Origin of the sequence: Hyalangium versicolor (assembly GCF_020103695.1) — a bacterium.
Lineage (GTDB): Bacteria > Myxococcota > Myxococcia > Myxococcales > Myxococcaceae > Hyalangium > Hyalangium versicolor.
Map to the genome: position 1 here is coordinate 178,881 of NZ_JAHXBF010000021.1, position 17,371 is coordinate 196,251.

The 17,371-nt window shown below is 66.4% G+C and carries 18 protein-coding genes; 16 read left to right on the forward strand and 2 right to left on the reverse strand.

Annotated features, from left to right (window positions below; genetic code table 11):
- Position 1: 1 nt before the first annotated feature.
- The 4 genes from kdpB (at position 2) to KY501_RS37130 (ending at position 5,875) form a co-directional block, all read left to right on the forward strand.
- Positions 2–2,065, forward strand: coding sequence for a potassium-transporting ATPase subunit KdpB (gene kdpB / locus KY501_RS37115; protein ID WP_224368608.1), 2,064 nt, complete (start codon positions 2–4; stop codon positions 2,063–2,065).
- A 12-nt stretch (positions 2,066–2,077) separates the two neighbouring features.
- On the forward strand, positions 2,078–2,707 hold the full coding sequence (gene kdpC / locus KY501_RS37120) for a potassium-transporting ATPase subunit KdpC (protein WP_224368609.1): 630 nt from the start codon (positions 2,078–2,080) through the stop codon (positions 2,705–2,707).
- A gap of 139 nt (positions 2,708–2,846) precedes the next feature.
- On the forward strand, positions 2,847–4,019 hold the full coding sequence (locus KY501_RS37125; RefSeq protein ID WP_224368610.1) for a sensor protein KdpD: 1,173 nt from the start codon (positions 2,847–2,849) through the stop codon (positions 4,017–4,019).
- Positions 4,016–5,875 (forward strand): HAMP domain-containing sensor histidine kinase, encoded by a 1,860-nt coding sequence (locus tag KY501_RS37130; RefSeq protein ID WP_224368611.1) that lies wholly within the window; start codon positions 4,016–4,018, stop codon positions 5,873–5,875. The genes KY501_RS37125 and KY501_RS37130 overlap by 4 nt, the downstream gene beginning before the upstream one ends.
- 475 nt (positions 5,876–6,350) lie before the next feature.
- Here the strand turns inward: KY501_RS37130 and KY501_RS37135 are convergent, their stop codons facing one another.
- Positions 6,351–6,629: a hypothetical protein gene (locus KY501_RS37135; protein ID WP_224368612.1), complete on the reverse strand. Its 279-nt coding sequence runs from the start codon at positions 6,627–6,629 to the stop codon at positions 6,351–6,353.
- A 475-nt stretch (positions 6,630–7,104) separates the two neighbouring features.
- Here KY501_RS37135 and KY501_RS37140 point away from each other — a divergent pair, with 475 nt between their 5' ends.
- From KY501_RS37140 to KY501_RS37185, 10 genes are all read left to right on the forward strand, one after another.
- The gene (locus KY501_RS37140; RefSeq protein ID WP_224368613.1) at positions 7,105–7,509 is read left to right on the forward strand and encodes a hypothetical protein; all 405 of its coding nucleotides are present in this window, start codon (positions 7,105–7,107) and stop codon (positions 7,507–7,509) included.
- On the forward strand, positions 7,506–8,255 hold the full coding sequence (locus tag KY501_RS37145) for a hypothetical protein (protein WP_224368614.1): 750 nt from the start codon (positions 7,506–7,508) through the stop codon (positions 8,253–8,255). Before KY501_RS37140 ends, KY501_RS37145 begins: the two co-directional genes overlap by 4 nt.
- 165 nt (positions 8,256–8,420) lie before the next feature.
- Positions 8,421–8,846, forward strand: a complete 426-nt coding sequence (locus KY501_RS37150) for a hypothetical protein (protein ID WP_224368615.1) — start codon at positions 8,421–8,423, stop codon at positions 8,844–8,846.
- A gap of 7 nt (positions 8,847–8,853) precedes the next feature.
- On the forward strand, positions 8,854–9,399 hold the full coding sequence (locus KY501_RS37155) for a tetratricopeptide repeat protein (protein ID WP_224368616.1): 546 nt from the start codon (positions 8,854–8,856) through the stop codon (positions 9,397–9,399).
- Between the two features lie 252 nt (positions 9,400–9,651).
- Positions 9,652–10,251 (forward strand): hypothetical protein, encoded by a 600-nt coding sequence (locus KY501_RS37160; RefSeq protein WP_224368617.1) that lies wholly within the window; start codon positions 9,652–9,654, stop codon positions 10,249–10,251.
- Complete coding sequence (locus KY501_RS37165; protein ID WP_224368618.1) at positions 10,232–10,879, forward strand: hypothetical protein; 648 nt, start codon at positions 10,232–10,234, stop codon at positions 10,877–10,879. The genes KY501_RS37160 and KY501_RS37165 overlap by 20 nt, the downstream gene beginning before the upstream one ends.
- A gap of 106 nt (positions 10,880–10,985) precedes the next feature.
- Positions 10,986–11,156 carry a hypothetical protein gene (locus tag KY501_RS37170; protein WP_224368619.1) on the forward strand — a complete coding sequence of 57 codons (171 nt, stop codon included), beginning with the start codon at positions 10,986–10,988 and terminating at the stop codon, positions 11,154–11,156.
- A gap of 93 nt (positions 11,157–11,249) precedes the next feature.
- Positions 11,250–11,990, forward strand: coding sequence for a hypothetical protein (locus tag KY501_RS37175; protein ID WP_224368620.1), 741 nt, complete (start codon positions 11,250–11,252; stop codon positions 11,988–11,990).
- A 236-nt stretch (positions 11,991–12,226) separates the two neighbouring features.
- Positions 12,227–13,489: a SitA5 family polymorphic toxin gene (gene sitA5, locus KY501_RS37180; protein ID WP_224368621.1), complete on the forward strand. Its 1,263-nt coding sequence runs from the start codon at positions 12,227–12,229 to the stop codon at positions 13,487–13,489.
- Entirely contained in the window at positions 13,486–13,929 is a 444-nt protein-coding gene (locus KY501_RS37185; protein WP_224368622.1) for an SMI1/KNR4 family protein, read from the forward strand. The genes sitA5 and KY501_RS37185 overlap by 4 nt, the downstream gene beginning before the upstream one ends.
- Before the next feature lie 149 nt (positions 13,930–14,078).
- Here the strand turns inward: KY501_RS37185 and KY501_RS37190 are convergent, their stop codons facing one another.
- A complete protein-coding gene (locus KY501_RS37190) occupies positions 14,079–15,422 on the reverse strand; it encodes a sigma-54-dependent transcriptional regulator (RefSeq protein ID WP_373691687.1) in 1,344 nt (447 codons plus the stop codon).
- 365 nt (positions 15,423–15,787) lie between these two features.
- Between KY501_RS37190 and KY501_RS37195 the strand changes: the two genes are divergently transcribed.
- Complete coding sequence (locus KY501_RS37195; protein WP_224368624.1) at positions 15,788–16,153, forward strand: hypothetical protein; 366 nt, start codon at positions 15,788–15,790, stop codon at positions 16,151–16,153.
- A 60-nt stretch (positions 16,154–16,213) separates the two neighbouring features.
- Positions 16,214–17,290, forward strand: a complete 1,077-nt coding sequence (locus KY501_RS37200) for a saccharopine dehydrogenase family protein (RefSeq protein ID WP_224368625.1) — start codon at positions 16,214–16,216, stop codon at positions 17,288–17,290.
- Positions 17,291–17,371 lie beyond the last annotated feature (81 nt).

Sequence of the window (17,371 nt, forward strand, 5' to 3'; positions counted from 1 at the left end):
CATGTCCTCCTCTGCCTCTTCGAAGCAGGCGTCGCTCTTCGAGCCGGCGCTCCTCAAGCAGGCCGTCCGGGACAGCTTGCGCAAGCTGCACCCGCGAGACGTGGCCCGCAACCCGGTCATGTTCGTGGTGTGGGCGGGCAGTCTGCTCACCACGGTGTTGCTGGTTCAGGACATCGTTTCGCCGAGGCCGGATGCGGCTCCGGTGTGGTTCACCGTGGGGGTGACACTCTGGCTCTGGTTCACCGTCCTCTTCGCCAACTTCGCTGAGGCCGTCGCCGAGGGCCGCGGCAAGGCCCAGGCGAACTCGCTGCGGAAGATGCGCAAGGACACCTTCGCGCGCCGGCTCGTGGACGGGCGCGAGGAGCGCGTGCCCGCTCCGCAGCTGCGCAAGGATGACCTTGTCGTCTGCGAGGTGGGGGACATCATCCCGGGCGATGGCGAGGTGGTGGAGGGAATCGCCAGCGTGGACGAGTCCGCCATCACCGGTGAGTCCGCGCCCGTCATCCGCGAGTCCGGAGGTGACAGGTCCGCGGTGACGGGCGGCACGAAGGTGCTCTCGGATCGCATCGTGGTGCGCATCTCCGTCAACCCGGGCGAGTCCTTCCTGGATCGGATGATCGGCCTGGTGGAGGGAGCCGCGCGGCAGAAGACGCCCAATGAGATTGCTCTCCACATCCTGCTGGTGGGGCTGACGATCATCTTCCTGCTGGCGTGCGTGACGCTGGTGCCGATGGCGCTTTACTCGGGCGTGAAACTGTCGGGCACGGCGGTGGTGGCGCTGCTCGTGTGCCTCATCCCCACGACGATTGGCGGGCTGCTGAGCGCCATCGGCATCGCGGGAATGGACCGGTTGCTGCGCAAGAACGTATTGGCCATGAGCGGCCGCGCGGTGGAGGCGGCGGGAGACGTGGACACGCTGCTGCTGGACAAGACGGGCACCATCACCCTGGGCAACCGCATGGCCACGGAGCTGCTGCCCATGCCGGGCGTGCGGCTGGAGGAGCTGGCCGAGGCCTCGCAGCTCGCGAGCCTGGCGGATGAGACGCCCGAGGGACGCTCCATCGTCACGCTGGTGAAGGACACCTACCGGATGCGCCCGCGCGAGCTGCAGGCGCACCACGCCACCTTCGTGCCCTTCACGGCGCAGACGCGGATGAGCGGCTGCGACCTGGTGGATCCGCAGCCGCGCAGCATCCGCAAGGGCGCGGTGGATGCCATCGTCAAGTACGTGCAGGCGCAGGGCGGCACGGTGCCTGCGGATGTGACGCAGGTGGCCGGGCGCATCGGTGACGCGGGAGGCACGCCCCTGGCGGTGGCCGATGGTGCTCGGGTGCTGGGCATCGTCCACCTGAAGGACGTGGTGAAGGGCGGCATCAAGGAGCGCTTCGATCGCTTCCGCGCGATGGGCATCCGCACGGTGATGATCACCGGAGACAACCCACGCACCGCGGCGGCGATCGCCAAGGAGGCTGGTGTGGACGACTTCCTGGCCGAGGCGACTCCGGAAGCGAAGATGGAGCTCATCCGCGCCGAGCAGGCCAAGGGGAAGCTGGTGGCCATGACGGGCGATGGCACCAACGACGCGCCCGCGCTGGCTCAGGCGGACGTGGGCGTGGCGATGAACACGGGCACCCAGGCCGCCAAGGAGGCTGGGAACATGGTGGACCTGGACTCCAACCCCACCAAGTTGCTGGAGGTGGTGGAGGTGGGCAAGCAGTTGCTCATGACGCGCGGCACGCTCACCACGTTCTCCATCGCCAACGACGTGGCGAAGTACTTCGCCATCCTCCCGGCGCTGTTCATGGGCGTTTTCCCGCAGATCGCTCCGCTCAACGTGATGGGGCTCACGTCGCCCTATTCCGCGATTCTGTCCGCGGTCATCTTCAACGCGCTCATCATCATCGCGCTCATTCCGCTGGCACTGCGGGGAGTGCGCTACCGGCCGCTGGGCGCTGCGGCGCTGCTGCGGCGCAGCCTGCTCATCTACGGAGTGGGCGGCGTCATCGTTCCCTTCCTCGGCATCAAGGTCATCGACGTGCTGCTCACCGCCGCTGGGCTGGCCTGAAAGGACTTCATCATGGTCTCCGCACTTGTCGTTGCTCTGCGTGCCAGCCTCGTCACGCTTGTCCTCACCGGCGTGCTCTACCCTTTGGCGGTGACTGGCCTGGGGCAACTGCTGTTCTCCCATGAGGCCGATGGGTCGCTCGTCACCGACGAGCATGGCCAGGTGGTGGGCAGCCACCTCATGGGTCAGGGCTTTACGCAGCCAGGCTATTTCCAGCCCCGACCGTCCGCGGCCGGCGGCGGGTATGACGCCGCCGCATCCTCAGGCAGCAATCTGGGCCCCACCTCGCAGAAGCTGCGCGACCGAGTTCGCGCCGACATCGAGCGCCTGCTCCAGGAGAACCCGGACGCCCAGGGGCCCGTGCCCGCCGAGCTTGTCACCACGTCCGCCTCGGGCTTGGATCCGCACCTGTCCCCCGAGGCGGTGCGCTGGCAGGCTGCCCGTGTGGCGAAGGCGCGCGGCGTGGCCGTCGAACGCGTGCTCAGCGTGGTGGACACCTTCGTCGAAGGCCGGACCCTGGGGGTGCTGGGCGAACCTCGCGTGAACGTGCTGGCCCTCAACCTCGCCCTGGACCGGCAGTTCGGCCGCGTCCCCCCGGCAGGCCCGGGCGGCCTCGCTCCCTCTGGGGCCCGGGCTCCGTGAGCGGACGCGGGACATGGCAGCGGCGGGCCCGTGTCGGACGCCAGGCGCTGGAGCGACGGGAGTCCATTCTTCCCGTGCGCTCCGCCTGGCAACAGGGCAGCCTCACCTCCGGTCTCCGAGGAGAGGAGCGCCAGCGGGCATGAGCATGAGGACGCGACGCACTCGCGCGGAAGACTTCCTGGAGATGGTCGAGCGAGGCCGTCGCGGCCGGCTCAAGCTCTACATCGGCTTCGCGGCGGGCGTGGGCAAGACGTACCGGATGTTGGAGGAGGCCCACGCCCTGAAGAAGCGCGGCGTGGACGTGGTGCTCGGCTTCGTCGAGACGCACGGCCGCCAGGACACTCACGCCCTGGTGGCCGGCCTGGAGATGGTGCCTCGCAAGGCGTTCACCTACCGGGATGTCACCGTGGAGGAGATGGATCTGGACGCGGTGTTGGCGCGCAAGCCCCAGGTGGCCATCGTGGACGAGCTGGCCCACACCAACGTGCCCCTGTGCCGCAACCACAAGCGCTACCAGGATGTGCAGGAATTGCTCGCGGCGGGCATCAATGTCATCGGCGCCTTCAACGTGCAGCACCTGGAGAGCCTCAATGATCTGGTCGAGCGCTCCACGGGCGTCACGGTCCGCGAGACGATTCCCGACAGCTTCCTCAAGAGCGCGGACCAGGTGGTGAATCTGGACCTGGCGGTGGAGGACCTGCACGAGCGCCTCAAGGCGGGGAAGATCTACGCGCCCGAGAAGGTGACGCACGCGCTGGAGAGCTTCTTCAAGCAGGAGAACCTGTCGACTTTGAGAGAGCTGGCGCTGCGCGAGGTGGCCGAGAGCCTGGATCGCGCCACCGCTGGTCAGCACGCGCGAGGCAGCGAGGAGCCGCAGGCGAAGGGAGGCGGATGGGGCCGGGTGATGGTGGCGCTGTCGAGCAACCCTCCGCGCGCGGCGGCGCTGCTGCGCCGGGGCTCGCGCATGGCGGGCCGGCTCAACACGGACTGGTTTGTCGTCTACGTGGAGACCCCCAACGAGGCGCCGCACCTCATCGACGCGGAGGCTCAGCGGCACCTGCTGGGCAACATCGAGAAGGCGAAGGAGCTGGGCGCGGAGGTGGTGCGGTTGCGCTCGAGGGATCCGGTGGAGGCCCTGCTGGACTTCGCCCGTTCGCATGGGGTGGGCCACATCATCATCGGCCGTTCGTACCAGCCGAGGTGGAAACAGTGGCTGGGGCGCAGCGCGGACATGCGCCTGGTGCGAGAGGGAGCGGGCTTCGACATCCACGTCGTTTCCTTCGACTCGCCGCATGAGGAGCGCCGCCCATGACGCTGCGAGGCCGAGTGTTGCTGGCCCAGGCGCCGCTGGCGCTGGCGCTCGTGTTGCTGGGCGTGGTGGCGGTGCTCACCTTGGGGCGGGTGGGGCGCGCGGGGCAGGAGATCCTCCAGGACAACTACCGCAGCGTGCTGGCCATGCAGCGGATGACCGAGCAGCTCGAGCGCATGGACAGCGCGGCGCTCTTCATTGTCGCGGGAGAGCGCCAGCGGGGCGAGGTGCAGCAGGCCGTGCAGCGCGCGAGGCTGGAGGCGGAGCTGCAGGCGCAGGAGAAGAACATCACCGAGCCTGGGGAGGCGGAGGCCACGCGGCGATTGCATGAGGCCTGGGGGCGCTATCGGGAGTCCTTCGACACCTTCCTTGCGCGGAGGGAGCCGGGAGCCGAGCGCGAGCACTACTTCCAGGCGTTGGCCCCGGCCTTCCAGGAGACGAAGGACGCGGCGGCCTCCATCCTGGACCTGAACCAGGACGCGATGGTGCGCAAGAGCGAGGCCCTTCGCCAGCAGAGCCAGCGGGTGAACACGCTGATGGTGACGGCGGTGCTGGCGGCGTTCGTGGTGGGACTGTTCGCTTCGGCCTCATTGACGCACCGGGCGCTGCGGCCGGTGTCAGTGCTCTCGCAGGCGGTGCGCCGGGTGGGGCAGGGGGACTTGGCGGTGCGCGCGGTGGTAGAGGGGCAGGATGAGATTGCGCAGCTGAGCCAGGACTTCAACACGATGACGGAGCGGCTCGAGCAGTACCAGCAGAGCAGCTTGGGAGAGCTGCTCCAGGCTCAGGCGGCCTCGCAAGCGGCCATCGACAGCCTGCCGGATCCGGTGGGGGTGTTCGGAGCGGGGGGCGCGTTGCTCAATGTGAACCGCGCGGCGGAGGACGCACTGCGGCTCTCGCTAGAGGCCGGGGGCGATGCGCTCGCCCGTGTCGAGCCGGAGGTGCGCGAGGTGCTCGAGCGGGTGCGGGGGCATGTGCTGGGAGGCAAGGGTCCCTATCAACCGCGCGGGTACGAAGAGGCGGTGCGGGTGACGGCGTCCGAGGGGGACCGGTGGTTGTTGCCGCGCGGGAGTCCTGTGTACGGGGAGCGGGGGGATGTGGTGGGCGCCACGGTCATCCTGCAGGACGTGACGCGGCTGCGCCGCTTCGACGAGCTGAAGAACGACCTGGTGGCCACGGTGGCGCACGAGTTCCGCACGCCGCTGACGTCGCTGCGCATGGCGATCCACCTGTGTGCGGAGGGGGTGGTGGGGCCGGTGACGGAGAAGCAGGCGGATCTGTTGTTCGCGGCGCGCGAGGACTGCGAGCGGCTTCAGGGCATCGTGGATGACTTGTTGGACCTGTCGCGCATCCAGGCGGGGCGGTTGACGCTGAACATTCAGAAGATCCCGACCGGTTTCCTGGTGGAGCATGCACTGAGCGCGCACCGTGTAGCGGCGGAGGACCGAGGCGTGCGCCTAGATCAGGAAATCTCGCCTGAGGCGGAGGAGATAGAGGTGGATCCCGACCGGGTACAGTTGGTGTTGTCGAACCTGGTGGCCAACGGGGTGAGGCACACGCCCTCGGAGGGACAGGTGACGGTGCGGGTGGGACGAGAGGGAGGCTGGGTGCGCTTCGAGGTGAAGGACACGGGAGAGGGCATTCCGCCTGAGGAGCAGGCTCGCATCTTCGAGAAATTCTACCGGGCGCCGGGAGCGCCAGCGGGAGGAGCAGGGCTGGGCCTGTCCATCGCGCGAGACATTGTCCAGGCGCACGGAGGAGAGATCGGCGTGGTGAGCGAGCCAGGGCAGGGCAGTACGTTCTGGTTCACCCTGCCGCAGCCCACTGATTCATCCCCTTCAGGTGGTCCGAGCGCGGTCTGAGCCAACGGGTATGCCTGTCATACAAGTTCGCAGGAACAGGATCCTCGGATGTTCTCGGCACCGACGTTTTGGCCGCCCGACCTTCAAGAAGAGCGATACGCCTTTCACTCACCCGGCACGCAACCCCTCGAAGGCTTCCCATCCTCCTGGAGGCACCGGGACTCCCAGGGCGTCCAAGCACTCGCGGGCCTGAGCGTTCCATCCGGGGTCCATGGGGTTACCAGGGGGAGCGGCTGCCAGAGAATCAGCGAGAGTCCGCACCTTGGGGGCTGCTGACCGGAAGCGCTCCGCATCTGGGCTCCCCCACGCCTTCGCACAGAAGACCGAGAGCGCCGCCATGCGAGATTGGAGCACAGTACGCAGTTCCTCAGCCGAGGCTTGGGTACACCACCGCTCGTAGAGCCGCGGTGCTGCCAGGACAGTCAGGAGGTTGAGAGCCTCGACTACCAGGGGCGCTTCCTGCTCCCACGAATCCTCAGCCACAGATGGGCCCCAGGCGAGCGTTGAAGGGCAGCGTGTTGAACAGCAGCGCCTTCCCCGTCACGGTGTCGCCGCTCATGCACGCGTACACAGCCCATCCTGTGAAGACGAGGTTTTCCATGCCCTCAATGAAGCAGTAGGGGCACTTTCCTTCGCCGCAGCTCGAGACGAAGCACACCGTGTTTCCGCAGGTGACGGTCGCGGGCCATCCGCGCTTGACACACCCAGGGGCCTTCGTCAGGGGCGGATCCGCACGTGCAACCGGCAGTGGCATGGCCACGCTCATGGCGCATCCCGCCAACAAGCTCATCCACCTGCCGCTGTCTCGCCGATCCATGAAGGCCCCTGTCGCTCTTGCGGACTCCCGGAGGCTACGATCCTGCTGCCACCCGCCTCAAGGCAGCCTCTTCAGGCACCTTGCCCGCAAGGCGGACCGTGCTCGCCGTCTACTGCGGGTGCATGCCCCCACTTGCTATTTGGGTCCCCACGGCCTGCCCATGAAGAGTGGGGCTCGCCCGAGCATAAAGTCTCCTGGTTTTGATGCAACGTGGCATGTCCTTGGGACTCAGCGCGCTCGGGTACTAACGTCCGCAGGTATGCTCCGTGTTCACCTCCTGGGATGGTTCCTGATGCTGTGCGTGGTCCCGCAGTGGGCCCACGGATCATCGCTAGGCATCATTGCGTCACAGGTGCAAGGCATCACGGACTCTGCGCGCGCGCAGGTACTTGCGCATTGGGCGCGGGGAGACGTGGCAAAGGCCGTCCAGGCCTACGAGGTCGCCACAGGACTCAAGGCGCCGCTGTGGCTCACTGGCTTCAAGGCCGCGTTCGACGCGAGCAAACAGGTGCCAGGCGCGTGTCAGGGTGTGGCGCGGAGCGTCCATGCCGCTTTCACGCAGCTCGGTGGTCAGCCAGAGTATGTCCGGCTGACGACCTTGGCGGACGAGACCGGAAAGAGGGCTGGTTACATGATGTTCAAGATGGCGGACGGGCGGGACCTGCGGGTGACAGAGAGGGGATTCCACGTCGTGGTCCGGATGAAAGACCGCATCTATGACGCGTTCACGGGCGCAGGTGGGCTCTCCTGGCAGGAGTACATGAGCAGCCTGGGCGCAAGGACTCCCATCCTGGATGAGGCCGTGAGCGCACCATGAGCCGCCCGTCGCCTCCAGCGAAAGCATCGAAGGTGCCTCCTCCGCTGCTGGACTTGGTGCTCCAGGCCCGCTTTGGCACATTGAGGCGCGAGCTGGATCTCGAACTCTTCGAGGGGCAGCCTGGCGTCTCCCGCACGGTGGGCTTCACCGATGGGTACCTGGATTGTTCGGGAGACCTGGGGGTAGGAGACAGAGAGCACAGCGCCTTCGCAGGTTGGATGCAAGAGGCTGGGAAGACGCTTCCCGGCCAGGGCTGGTGGAGCGCGTTCCTCCAGAAGTTCGACTCGGATGAGCGGCAGGTCTTGCGCGCATTCGTAGCTATCGCCGCCGAGTTCCGTTCGCTCTCCCCGGCTGCGCTTGCTTCGCTGACCTGGCGGTACGGCGGCTCACCTCCAGAGCCGGCAGCCCCACGAACTCTCGCCGCGACTTCCCGCGCGATCCTGGATGTCCTCCTCGAGATGCGCCGAGTGGGCCGCATCCTCATGTACATTGGCGAGGCGCGTGTGGAGCGCATGGCCGGGTACATTGACGGCTACCGGCTGTGTCTCTCCCTGGCAGGCCTGAAGGATGAGGAGTACGTGCGCTTCGAGCGCTGGCTTCAGGACACCGGCCGCGTCGTCCCGGGTCGCACCTGGCAGGATGCCTTCCTCCAGGCCGCTAGCGGCGATCATGAGGCCGCCATCCACCGGCTCCTGGACTGTGCCGCCGAGTTCCGCGCCCTGCCTGCGGCAGTTCCCGGAGCCTAGCGGTTCTTCTGGGGCCTCACGGCCTGCCCATGAAGGGGTGGAGCCCCCCCAGCTCGCGGGTTTTCCGTTGTTAGATCTGGTTGGAAAGTTGGCAGAATAGGTGCGTCGGTTCTGAGCGCCGAGAATGCTGGATGTCGGCTTGCGAGCCTGACACAAGGAGGGGTCGTGCACTGGTGCCCGCTGCTTGTCCTGCTACTCGCCCCAGGGCTTTATGGGTGCAGCCATGGCGACTCCGCCGCTCTCCCTGATACCGCGCACGAAGAAGGTATTCGGACCAAAGGAGGCTCCGCGAGTGCTCGCATCTGGGTCTTGATTGCGAAGGGCGAGTTTGCCGAGGCGGAGGTGCTGATTGTCGAGAGCACTTGCTCTGGGCTGATCACGCCAGCCACGGCGCAGAAGATGCTTGAGAAGCTTGCCGTGCTGAATACGAAGCTCGGTGAAATACCCGCGAGACTCCAACGTGCGCCTGACTTTCCTTCGCAGCTCAAGGACTTCACATTGAAAGCAGGGGATTACAGCCTCGCGACCCAAGCGCAGCTGCGCTTGGCCGTAAAACTTATCGAGCAGCAGTCTCGCTTGATGGAGAAGTGAGCACGCCATGGCTCATCTCACCCCCGAGGAGTTGATGACGAGATTCCAGGTTGCTCGTGAGTCGGGGAAGGGGACCCGGGGCAGTCCTTTGCAGATCCAACTCGATCGAGAACTGGCCGAGGCCTGCCCTGCTTTCGCACCCAACCTCCTTCGCCTGGCGCGGTCGCTGCTCCTCGGCGAGCCTGGCCCGGAAGACGGCCACGCCTTCGCCGAGATCCAGCGCTTACTGGAGCAGGCTGTCCAGGTCTCGGATCGAAGTGCTCCTGCACTCGTGGAGTTGGCGTACTTTCACGACTCCGTTCGCAACGACTTCAAGACGGCTCGCCCGCTCTATGAAGAGGGGGCCGCCAGTGCGTTAGCAGTCTTGGAGGATGCCTGGGCGGGACTCCTCACCTCATTTATTCTCGAACGTCAGCTCTCAGAGGCGCTGGCACTCGCTCGACAGGCGCGGAGGATGTTTCCTGAGTCGGCGCGTCTCATGCACCGGGTCCATGAGACGCGAGAACTCGCCATCGCCGCGGGGCTGCTCCCGCCCGAGTCGACGGAACCATGAGATAAGTGGGTCCCCACGGCCTGCCCATGAAGAAGGAGGGTCAATACCTTCTCCGCTGCGGGTGGCAATCAAGCTAAGATAAGGCGTGTGGAGTTCTGTGACTGGTCACATGTAGGCTGCAGTGCGGGGCGAATGCATCACGCCCTGCTGGTCATGCTGCTGGCTGCTGTGGGGTGCTCGCCCCCCAAGCCTATTCCAGGAGTCGTGCGTCCTGGCCCAGGGGAGTCCTTCCTCAAGAGCCTTCCGGGCCCCATGCCTGGATTTGGGCCATACGCCACCTACCCAGAAGCACTGCTGGCGGCCTGTCCCATCATCCTTTCCAAGCCTCATGCTACTGCTGGCCGCCTGGGCGCACAGAACTTCGAACTGCGGTGGCGTCTCTCGAACGAGTATTGCGGATGGGTCTACTACACGCCGGATCATCAGTACGAACTGAGCATGCTGACAGATCAGGCCGTGCCGGATCCTGCAAACAGGTGGAAGAGCTGCAAACTGCCTCCCTTCGTGAACGACCCCCGCTATCCGGCAGATAGCCTTCAGTACATCCTCGCCATACACAACCACCCCTTCGAAGACATTCTCTCTGAGCGGGACATCCGGTTCATCGTCGAGATGGGGAAGCTTCATGGGTTCGAGCTCAAGACCCAAGCCACGATGACCCGCCTTGCCATCATCGCGTTCTTCTCGCGCTCAGATGCTTTTGAGTCTCCCTCCTGCGATGGGTTCTTCGAATACATCCCCTTCACTGGAGCGTTGGCGAAGTGGACTCGCGCAGGAGAGAAGTGGCGCCAGGAAAAGCTCGGCTCCGTCAAGTGGATCAACGATGACACATATGAAATCCACTGGAACTAACGAACGCCTGAGAGGGCTGTTGTTCACTTTGGTTCTTGTTGGGGCGAGTTGTATTCACAGCGTGTCACCTCCCGCACCTCAAGAAGAGGATCCATCCATCCGGTTCCCTCCTCTCGGCGCGCTCAACACCACGAAGGTCGATGCGCGCCAACAACCGTATGAGATCGATGGCGTGCTTCTCAAAACCATCGACATCGCCGTCAACGACTTCCTGCCTTCTGGGGATTCTGAAATCCCCTGCGAACGGAGGAAGGAATCCTATCGCTACCGCATCGTTCGACAGGGTGATGTCATCTTCATTGAGATCATAGAAGATCCTTCACGGTGTGGCAGCCAGTATCCGTCATTGGATTCAGGTGCCGCCTATGCCGTCAGCACGGATGGTCGGATCCTCCGGCGCCTCTTTGGCAGTCGGATGGGTGAGCTTCTCGGTGCACCTTCGGCAGAGAGAGGTAGCTCTGTGCCGGCCTCTGAAGTGGGTGGTTCTCAAGAGCACTTCGATGGTCTCTCTCCCTACTTGCCGCTCGAGTGGCAGGATGCGGGGCCACGTCCCTCTATTCCAGATGGCGGCCCTTCGACCCAGGATGGTGGCGCTGTTGGAGAACTCCCGGATGGGGGAAGGCGGTGAGACACGCTCCTGGTTGCGCGCGAGTTCACGCCCCGCTCACTTGCTTCCGACTCCGCGCCCTGGGGTTGCAGGCACTTGCCAGGGTGTAGCGCGCAGCATCCACACCGTGTTGACCCAGCTCGGCGGCAAGCCCGAGTACGTCCGGCTGACGACCTTGGCGGACGAGACTGGAAAGAGGGCTGGATACAGGGTGTTCAAGATGGTGGACGGGCGGGACTTGCGGGTGACAGAGAGGGGATTCCACGTCGTGATTCCGGATGAAAGACCGCATCTATGACGCGTTCACGGGTGCGGGTGGGCTCTTCTGGCAGGAGTACATGAGCCGCCTGGGCGCAAGGACTCCCATCTTGGATGAGGTCGTGAGCGCACCATGAGCCGCCCGTCGCCTCCAGCGAAAGCAACGAAGGTGCCTCCTCCGCTACTGGACCTTGTGCTCCAGGCCCGTGCTGACACATCGAGGCGCGAACTGGATCTCGAACTCTTCGAGGGGCAGCCTGGCGTCTCCCGCACGGTGGGCGTCACCGTAGGGTACCTGGATTGTTCGGGTGACCTGGGGGTAGGAGACAGGGAGTACAACGCCTTCGGCGCTTGGATGCAGGAGGCTGGGAAGACGCTCCCCGGCCAGGGTTGGTGGAGCGCGTTCCTTCAGAGGTTCGACTCGGATGAGCGGCAGGTCTTGCGCGCATTCGTAGCTATCGCCGCCGAGTTCCGCTCGCTCTCCCCGGCTGCGCTTGCTTCGCTGACCTGGCAGTACGGCGGCTCACCTCCAGATCCGGCAGCCCCACGAACTCTCGCTGCGACTTCCCGCGCGATCCTGGATGTCCTCCTTGAGATGCGCCGTGTCGGCCGCATTCTCATGTACATTGGCGAGGCGCGCGTGGAGCGCATGGCCGCGTACATCGACGGCTACCGGTTGTGCCTCTCCTTGGCCGGCCTGAAGGACGAGGAGTACCTGCGCTTCGGGCGCTGGCTTCAGGACACCGGCCGCGTCGTCCCGGGTCGCACCTGGGAGGATGCCTTCCTCCAGGCCGCCAGCGGCGATCATGAGGCCGCCATCCACCGGCTCCTGGACTGTGCCGCCGAGTTCCGCGCCCTGCCCGCAACTCCCTGACCCAGGCGGTTCCACGCTCGGCAGAACCGGGGCCACTTCCCGCCTCTCTGCGGGTGCTGATCCTTTTTGAGATTGGGTCCTCACGGCCTGTCCATGAGAAGTGCGGCACCACCTGAGGCCCTCACGCCATCACCGCTCCTCGCACTCTTCGTCCTCAGCACTCTATCGGGTTGCTCTGGTACCATCAGGACTGGCACCCATCGCGGTGCGACTGCCAGGGCGGAGGGATATCGACAATGTCGCGCTGGGCCATCCTGTTGGCGCTTGGGATGTTGCTGGGCAGTGGGTGCGCAAGCACGCGCGTCGTGCACCTGGAGACGGGCCAGAACCAGCCTTTGGAATATGCACCTCCCACCTGGAACAAGTCCGTGCGAGTGGAGACGGACTCGTTCGAGCAAGCGCTGACGCGGCTGGTACTGGAGTCCCCCCTCACCCTTCGTCCTCCCCAGCAAGGTTGGTTGGTACGCGCTTCCTATCCAAGCAACGACTCGGACAGCCGCTGGCAGCAACTCATGAGCCGGAGTTTCGGCGGCATGTGCAAACCGGGCCAACGAAGGGCCAACTGCCTCTCGCTGCTCGACGATGTGGCGGGCCTGACCCAGTGGGACAAGCTGGGAGTGGCCCTGGGTTTGTCACTCGACCCCTTGAGAAAGAGCATCTCCCAGGCGGTGGAGAACACCCTGGCTCCCGAGCTCTTCTACACCGTGATAGCCACAGGCCTCGTCGGTTGGGCCGCTCTGGCCGCGAATCCCGAGCCGGTGTTCACCAAGGCAGCGGCCATCGTCTCAGCGGTGATGTTGATCTACCTGGGCGTGGAGACGTTCCTGGAGTTGGTGGATGCGAGCAGGGAGATGAAACGGACCACAGATAGCGCCACGACCTGGGAAGAGTTGCAGCAGGCAGGCCAGCGCTTCGCGAACCGGGTAGGACCGGAGGTAGCACGCGTCTTCGTCCTCGCGGTGACGTTGGCGGTGAGCCAAGGCATGGCCGGGGGGACCGCATGGCTGGCCTCGCGGCTGTCGATGCTGCCCAGCTTTACCGAGGCGGCAACCTTGGGGGCCAGACAGGTGGGCATCCTTCTGGCGGAGGTGGGGCAGGTCAGCTCGGTGGCCGTTGTGGATGGCCACATCACCATCTCGCTGGCACCCACGGCGGTGGCCATGACTGCCAAGGAGCCGGGTAGCGTGAGCGCATCCCCACGTTCACCCCGTGTCTCTGGAGATGAACTGGCGAAGCTTCGCCGCGAGTTTGAGGCAGTCAAGGCGCGGTTCTGGAAGAACGAAGCAGCAGTCAACCCTGGAGCGTATTCACCCGAGAACCTCGCCAGGATGAGAAGTGGTAAACCTCCGATCGGACCGGATGGCTACCCCATGGAGCTCCATCACAAGGTGTCGCTCGCAGAGGGGGGAACCAACTCGTTCGCCAATCTGGCTATCAAGACCCGGACGGATCATCGTCTTGGCCCTAACTACAAGCAGAACCATCCCAACCTGCCATGACGTTCGACGAACTTGCTCAAAAGCTCGAGCTGTTCTCCTCGAAGTCCTTCGGCCAAGGAGCCAGCGAGGATGACATCGATGCTGCCAGTGACCGACTTGGCGTTAGGCTGGCCGGCGGATACCGCAGCTTCTTGCGGCGCTTTGGTTGGGGAGGAGTGGAATCCTTCGAACTCTTTGGGCTGGGTTCGGATGTTCCTCCCTACCTGGATCTCACGACGGTGGCCGAGAGCGAACGAACGGAGATGCACCCCGGGCTTGCCTCTCACCTCATCCCGCTCATGAACGATGGTGGCGGCAACCTCTACTGCCTCGACTCAAGGGCGACAGGCGAGCCGACGGTCGTGTTCTGGGATCACACAGCCAGCGAGAAGCAAATACCCTCACCCGTAGCTCCCGATTTCGTCTCCTGGCTGGCTGAGCGAATCTCGCACCCAGACTGAATCTCAGGTCCCACGATTGAGCCCAGATGCGCTCCTACGCATGCAGATCGATGTCATCCTGACTCGGGCCCGGACTCTTGCCGGGCTGGCTTCGTCCTCTCAGGGACCGAAGTGAGTCAACCGACTCATGGCTGAAGGACTCGGGAGGCTCACTCCGTCGGCGCGGACTCGTACTTCTTCCGCTTGCGCCACAGCGTGGAGGCGTCGATGCCCAGGATGTGCGCTGCCTCCTCCAGCGTCGGCGCGCTCGCCAGCACCCGGAGGATGTGCTCGCGCTCGATTTCCTCCACGGTGTGCGGCCCGCCCAGCGTCATCCCCGAGCCCGTCGCCGCCGCGATGCGCTCCGGGAAGGCCTGCGGCTCCAGCACGTTCGCTGACCAGACGATGAGCGCCCGTTCGATGGCGTTGCGCAGCTCGCGCACGTTTCCCGGCCACCCGTACGCCTGAAGCATCTGCTCCGTGGCGGCGGACAGCTCCGGCACCGGCCGCTTCGCCGCTCGCGCGAAGAAGGCCAGGAATCGCCTCGCCAGCGGGAGGATGTCCTCACGCCGCTCCCGCAGCGCCGGCAGCTTCACCTCCACCACGTTCAGCCGGTAGAGCAGATCCTCACGGAAGTGGCCCGCGGCCACCTCCTTCTCCAGGTTCCGGTTGGTCGCCGCTACCACCCGCACGTCCGCTCGCCTCGTGCGCCCCTCGCCCAGCCGCTCGAACTGCTTCTCCTGGAGGAAGCGCAGCAGCTGCGCCTGCAGCGCCGTGCTCATCTCCGACACCTCGTCCAGGAAGAGCGTGCCTCCCTCCGCCTGCTCCACCCGGCCGGGCTGGTCTCTCACCGCTCCCGTGAAGGCGCCTCGCACGTGGCCGAACAGCTCGCTGGCCAGCAGCTGCTCGGACAGCGTGGGGCAGTTCACCGTGACGAACGGCCTCCGCTTCCGGGGGCTCATCGAGTGCAGCGCCCGCGCCAGCACTCCCTTGCCCGTGCCGCTCTCGCCGCGCAGCAGCACCGCCGCGTCCGAGGCCGCTGCTCGCTCGATGAGCCCGATGGCCGCGTGCATCGCTGGCGAGGCCGTCTCCAGCGTGGCCTCCGGCGCCGTCTGCGCCAGCTGCCCCTCCAGGTCTCCCAGCCGCGAGCTCAGCTCCCGGTGCGCCCGCGCCCGGTCCACCACGTGGCGGATCTGCGCCGGAGTGAAGGGCTTGGGCAGGTAGTCGCGCGCCCCGCGCTTCACCGCCTCCACCGCCGTGTCGAACGTCGCGTAGGCGGTGATGAGGACGATGTCCAGGTTCGGAGACTCGGCCAGCAGCCGAGGCACCAGCTCCAGTCCACTCGCGGTACCCAGCCTCAGGTCCACGAAGGCCAGATCCACCGGCCCCTGGGCAAGCGCCGCCAGCGCCGCCTCGGGCGTGGTGGCCTCGCGCACCGTGCAGCCGAAACCCTCCAGGCAGATGCGCAGGGTGTTGCGGATGTTGCGCTCGTCGTCCACCACCAGCACCCGCATGGGGCTGGCGGCCACGGGCTCGGATTCAGGCCGCGATTCCATGGGCCCATCCTATGCCCACCCAGGAGGGACAGCCCCTCCGGAAGCGGCAGCCCCTCGGGGCGGAGTGCGGCCAAACCTGTCTGACAAGCATACAGGTTGGCTCCGAGCGCGCCCGGAGGGGAGCCTCCTTCTGGTCCCCACGGGTGAACCCTTCTCTCACGGGGACTTACCTGAGTTCGTCGCCGCCGGAGCGCACGGGCGGACGCCCGCCTGAGGTTCGTCCAGAGGTGCGGAGGGGGTGCTCGGATTCATGCATCCGGTCGCGAGAGTCCTGGCAACCTCCGGTTCCCTGCGGCATGAGGAAGCATGCGCGGGAGCCTGGAATGACGGACGGCACGGACACCTCGGATGAGGGACTCTTCTCGAGAGCCAAGGCTCAGCCGCCCCGCTCGCCCTGGTGGCGCCGTGCCCTCGTGCTCGGTGTCGTCGCGGTGGGCTCCCTCATCATATGGGTCTGGGTGCACAGCTCCACCGAGGGTGCCGTCCGCGCCATGTCCCCCGCCCAGCGCGAGGCCTTCTATAAGGAGGCGTGGGCCGATCAGCGCAGGCACTGTCTCGCGGGAGGCGAAGGACCCGCCGAGCCCGCCAGCCGCTGCCGCCAACGCGCCGAGTTCCTCCTGGCCTTCCCCCAGTGTGACGAAGCGTGCCGCACGGAGCTGGCACCCTCGCTCCAGGGCGCGACGCCCTGAGCCGCTCCGCCACTTCGGTGTGACAGCCCTTAGCCACGCGCGGTGGTAGCGTTGCCCCACGTGAGCGCTCCTCCGTCCTCTCCTCCTCGTTGGCTGCTGTATGGCGCCTCGGGCTACACCGGCCAGCTCATCGCCGAGGAGGCCGTGCGCCGCGGCCACATGCCCGTGCTCGCCGGCCGCTCCCGGGAGAAGCTGGCCCCCCTGGCCGAGAAGCTGGGGCTCGAGGTGGCCGTCGTGGGCCTGGAGGATGTACGCACCCTGGTGTCCACGCTGGAGGGCCTGCCCTTGGTCCTCCACGCGGCCGGCCCCTTCATCCGCACCAGCCAGCCCATGGTGCAGGCCTGCCTGAGCGCGGGTGCGCACTACCTGGACATCACCGGGGAGATTCCTGTCTTCGAGAGCACCTTCCAGCACGACACGGAGGCGCGCGCGCGCGGCATCACCCTCATGTCCGGCGTGGGCTTCGATGTGGTGCCCACCGACTGCCTGGCGCGCTACGTGGCCGAGAAGGTGCCCGGCGCGCACGAGCTGGACCTGGCCATCTCCACCTCGGGCCAGACGAGCGCCGGCACCGCCCGCTCCGCGCTGGAGCAATTGCCCGCGGGCGGCCGGGTCCGACGCGGCGGTGCCCTCCAACCGTGGCCGATGGGGAAGGGCCTGCGCCGCGTGCGCTTCGTCGACGCCGAGCGCACCGTGGCTCCCATCCCCTGGGGAGACCTCGTCACGGCCTGGCACACCACGGGCATCCCCAACATCACCACCTTCATGGCCCTGCCGCGCGGTGCCGTCCACGCCATCCGCCTCACCTACCCGCTGCTCAAGCGAGTCCTCTCCGTGGGAGCCGTCCGCCACGGCGCCGAGCGCCTCATCGAAGCGCGGGTGCATGGACCGGACGAGGCGGCGCGCAACGAGGGCCAGGCCCAACTCTGGGCCGAGGCCCGCGCCGCGGATGGCCGCAGGGCCCAGGCCTGGCTGGTGCTCCCGGACGGCTACACCTTCACCGCCGTGGCCTCGGTGCGCGCGGTGGAGGAGGTGCTGGCCCGCAGGCCCCAAGGCGCGCTCACCCCGGCCCGCGCCTTCGGAGCCGACTTCGTCACCTCGCTCCCGGGATGTCAGCGGCTGGACACTCTGGAGTGAAGCGCCGCCCGGCTGCCCCTCGGCCGTGCGGGCGACCCGAGGGGTTGGAGCTGCCGCTCCCTTCCCCGACCGCTGTAAGGA

What these genes read in the sequence shown, in the direction of transcription:
- kdpB (WP_224368608.1), top strand. Translation starts at nt 2, where the DNA reads ATGTCCTCCTCTGCCTCTTCGAAGCAGGCGTCGCTCTTCGAGCCGGCG.
- kdpC (WP_224368609.1), top strand. Translation starts at nt 2,078, where the DNA reads ATGGTCTCCGCACTTGTCGTTGCTCTGCGTGCCAGCCTCGTCACGCTT.
- KY501_RS37125 (WP_224368610.1), top strand. Translation starts at nt 2,847, where the DNA reads ATGAGCATGAGGACGCGACGCACTCGCGCGGAAGACTTCCTGGAGATG.
- KY501_RS37130 (WP_224368611.1), top strand. Translation starts at nt 4,016, where the DNA reads ATGACGCTGCGAGGCCGAGTGTTGCTGGCCCAGGCGCCGCTGGCGCTG.
- KY501_RS37135 (WP_224368612.1), bottom strand. Translation starts at nt 6,629, where the DNA reads ATGCCACTGCCGGTTGCACGTGCGGATCCGCCCCTGACGAAGGCCCCT.
- KY501_RS37145 (WP_224368614.1), top strand. Translation starts at nt 7,506, where the DNA reads ATGAGCCGCCCGTCGCCTCCAGCGAAAGCATCGAAGGTGCCTCCTCCG.
- KY501_RS37155 (WP_224368616.1), top strand. Translation starts at nt 8,854, where the DNA reads ATGGCTCATCTCACCCCCGAGGAGTTGATGACGAGATTCCAGGTTGCT.
- KY501_RS37160 (WP_224368617.1), top strand. Translation starts at nt 9,652, where the DNA reads ATGCCTGGATTTGGGCCATACGCCACCTACCCAGAAGCACTGCTGGCG.
- KY501_RS37165 (WP_224368618.1), top strand. Translation starts at nt 10,232, where the DNA reads ATGAAATCCACTGGAACTAACGAACGCCTGAGAGGGCTGTTGTTCACT.
- KY501_RS37175 (WP_224368620.1), top strand. Translation starts at nt 11,250, where the DNA reads ATGAGCCGCCCGTCGCCTCCAGCGAAAGCAACGAAGGTGCCTCCTCCG.
- sitA5 (WP_224368621.1), top strand. Translation starts at nt 12,227, where the DNA reads ATGTCGCGCTGGGCCATCCTGTTGGCGCTTGGGATGTTGCTGGGCAGT.
- KY501_RS37185 (WP_224368622.1), top strand. Translation starts at nt 13,486, where the DNA reads ATGACGTTCGACGAACTTGCTCAAAAGCTCGAGCTGTTCTCCTCGAAG.
- KY501_RS37190 (WP_373691687.1), bottom strand. Translation starts at nt 15,422, where the DNA reads ATGCGGGTGCTGGTGGTGGACGACGAGCGCAACATCCGCAACACCCTG.
- KY501_RS37195 (WP_224368624.1), top strand. Translation starts at nt 15,788, where the DNA reads ATGACGGACGGCACGGACACCTCGGATGAGGGACTCTTCTCGAGAGCC.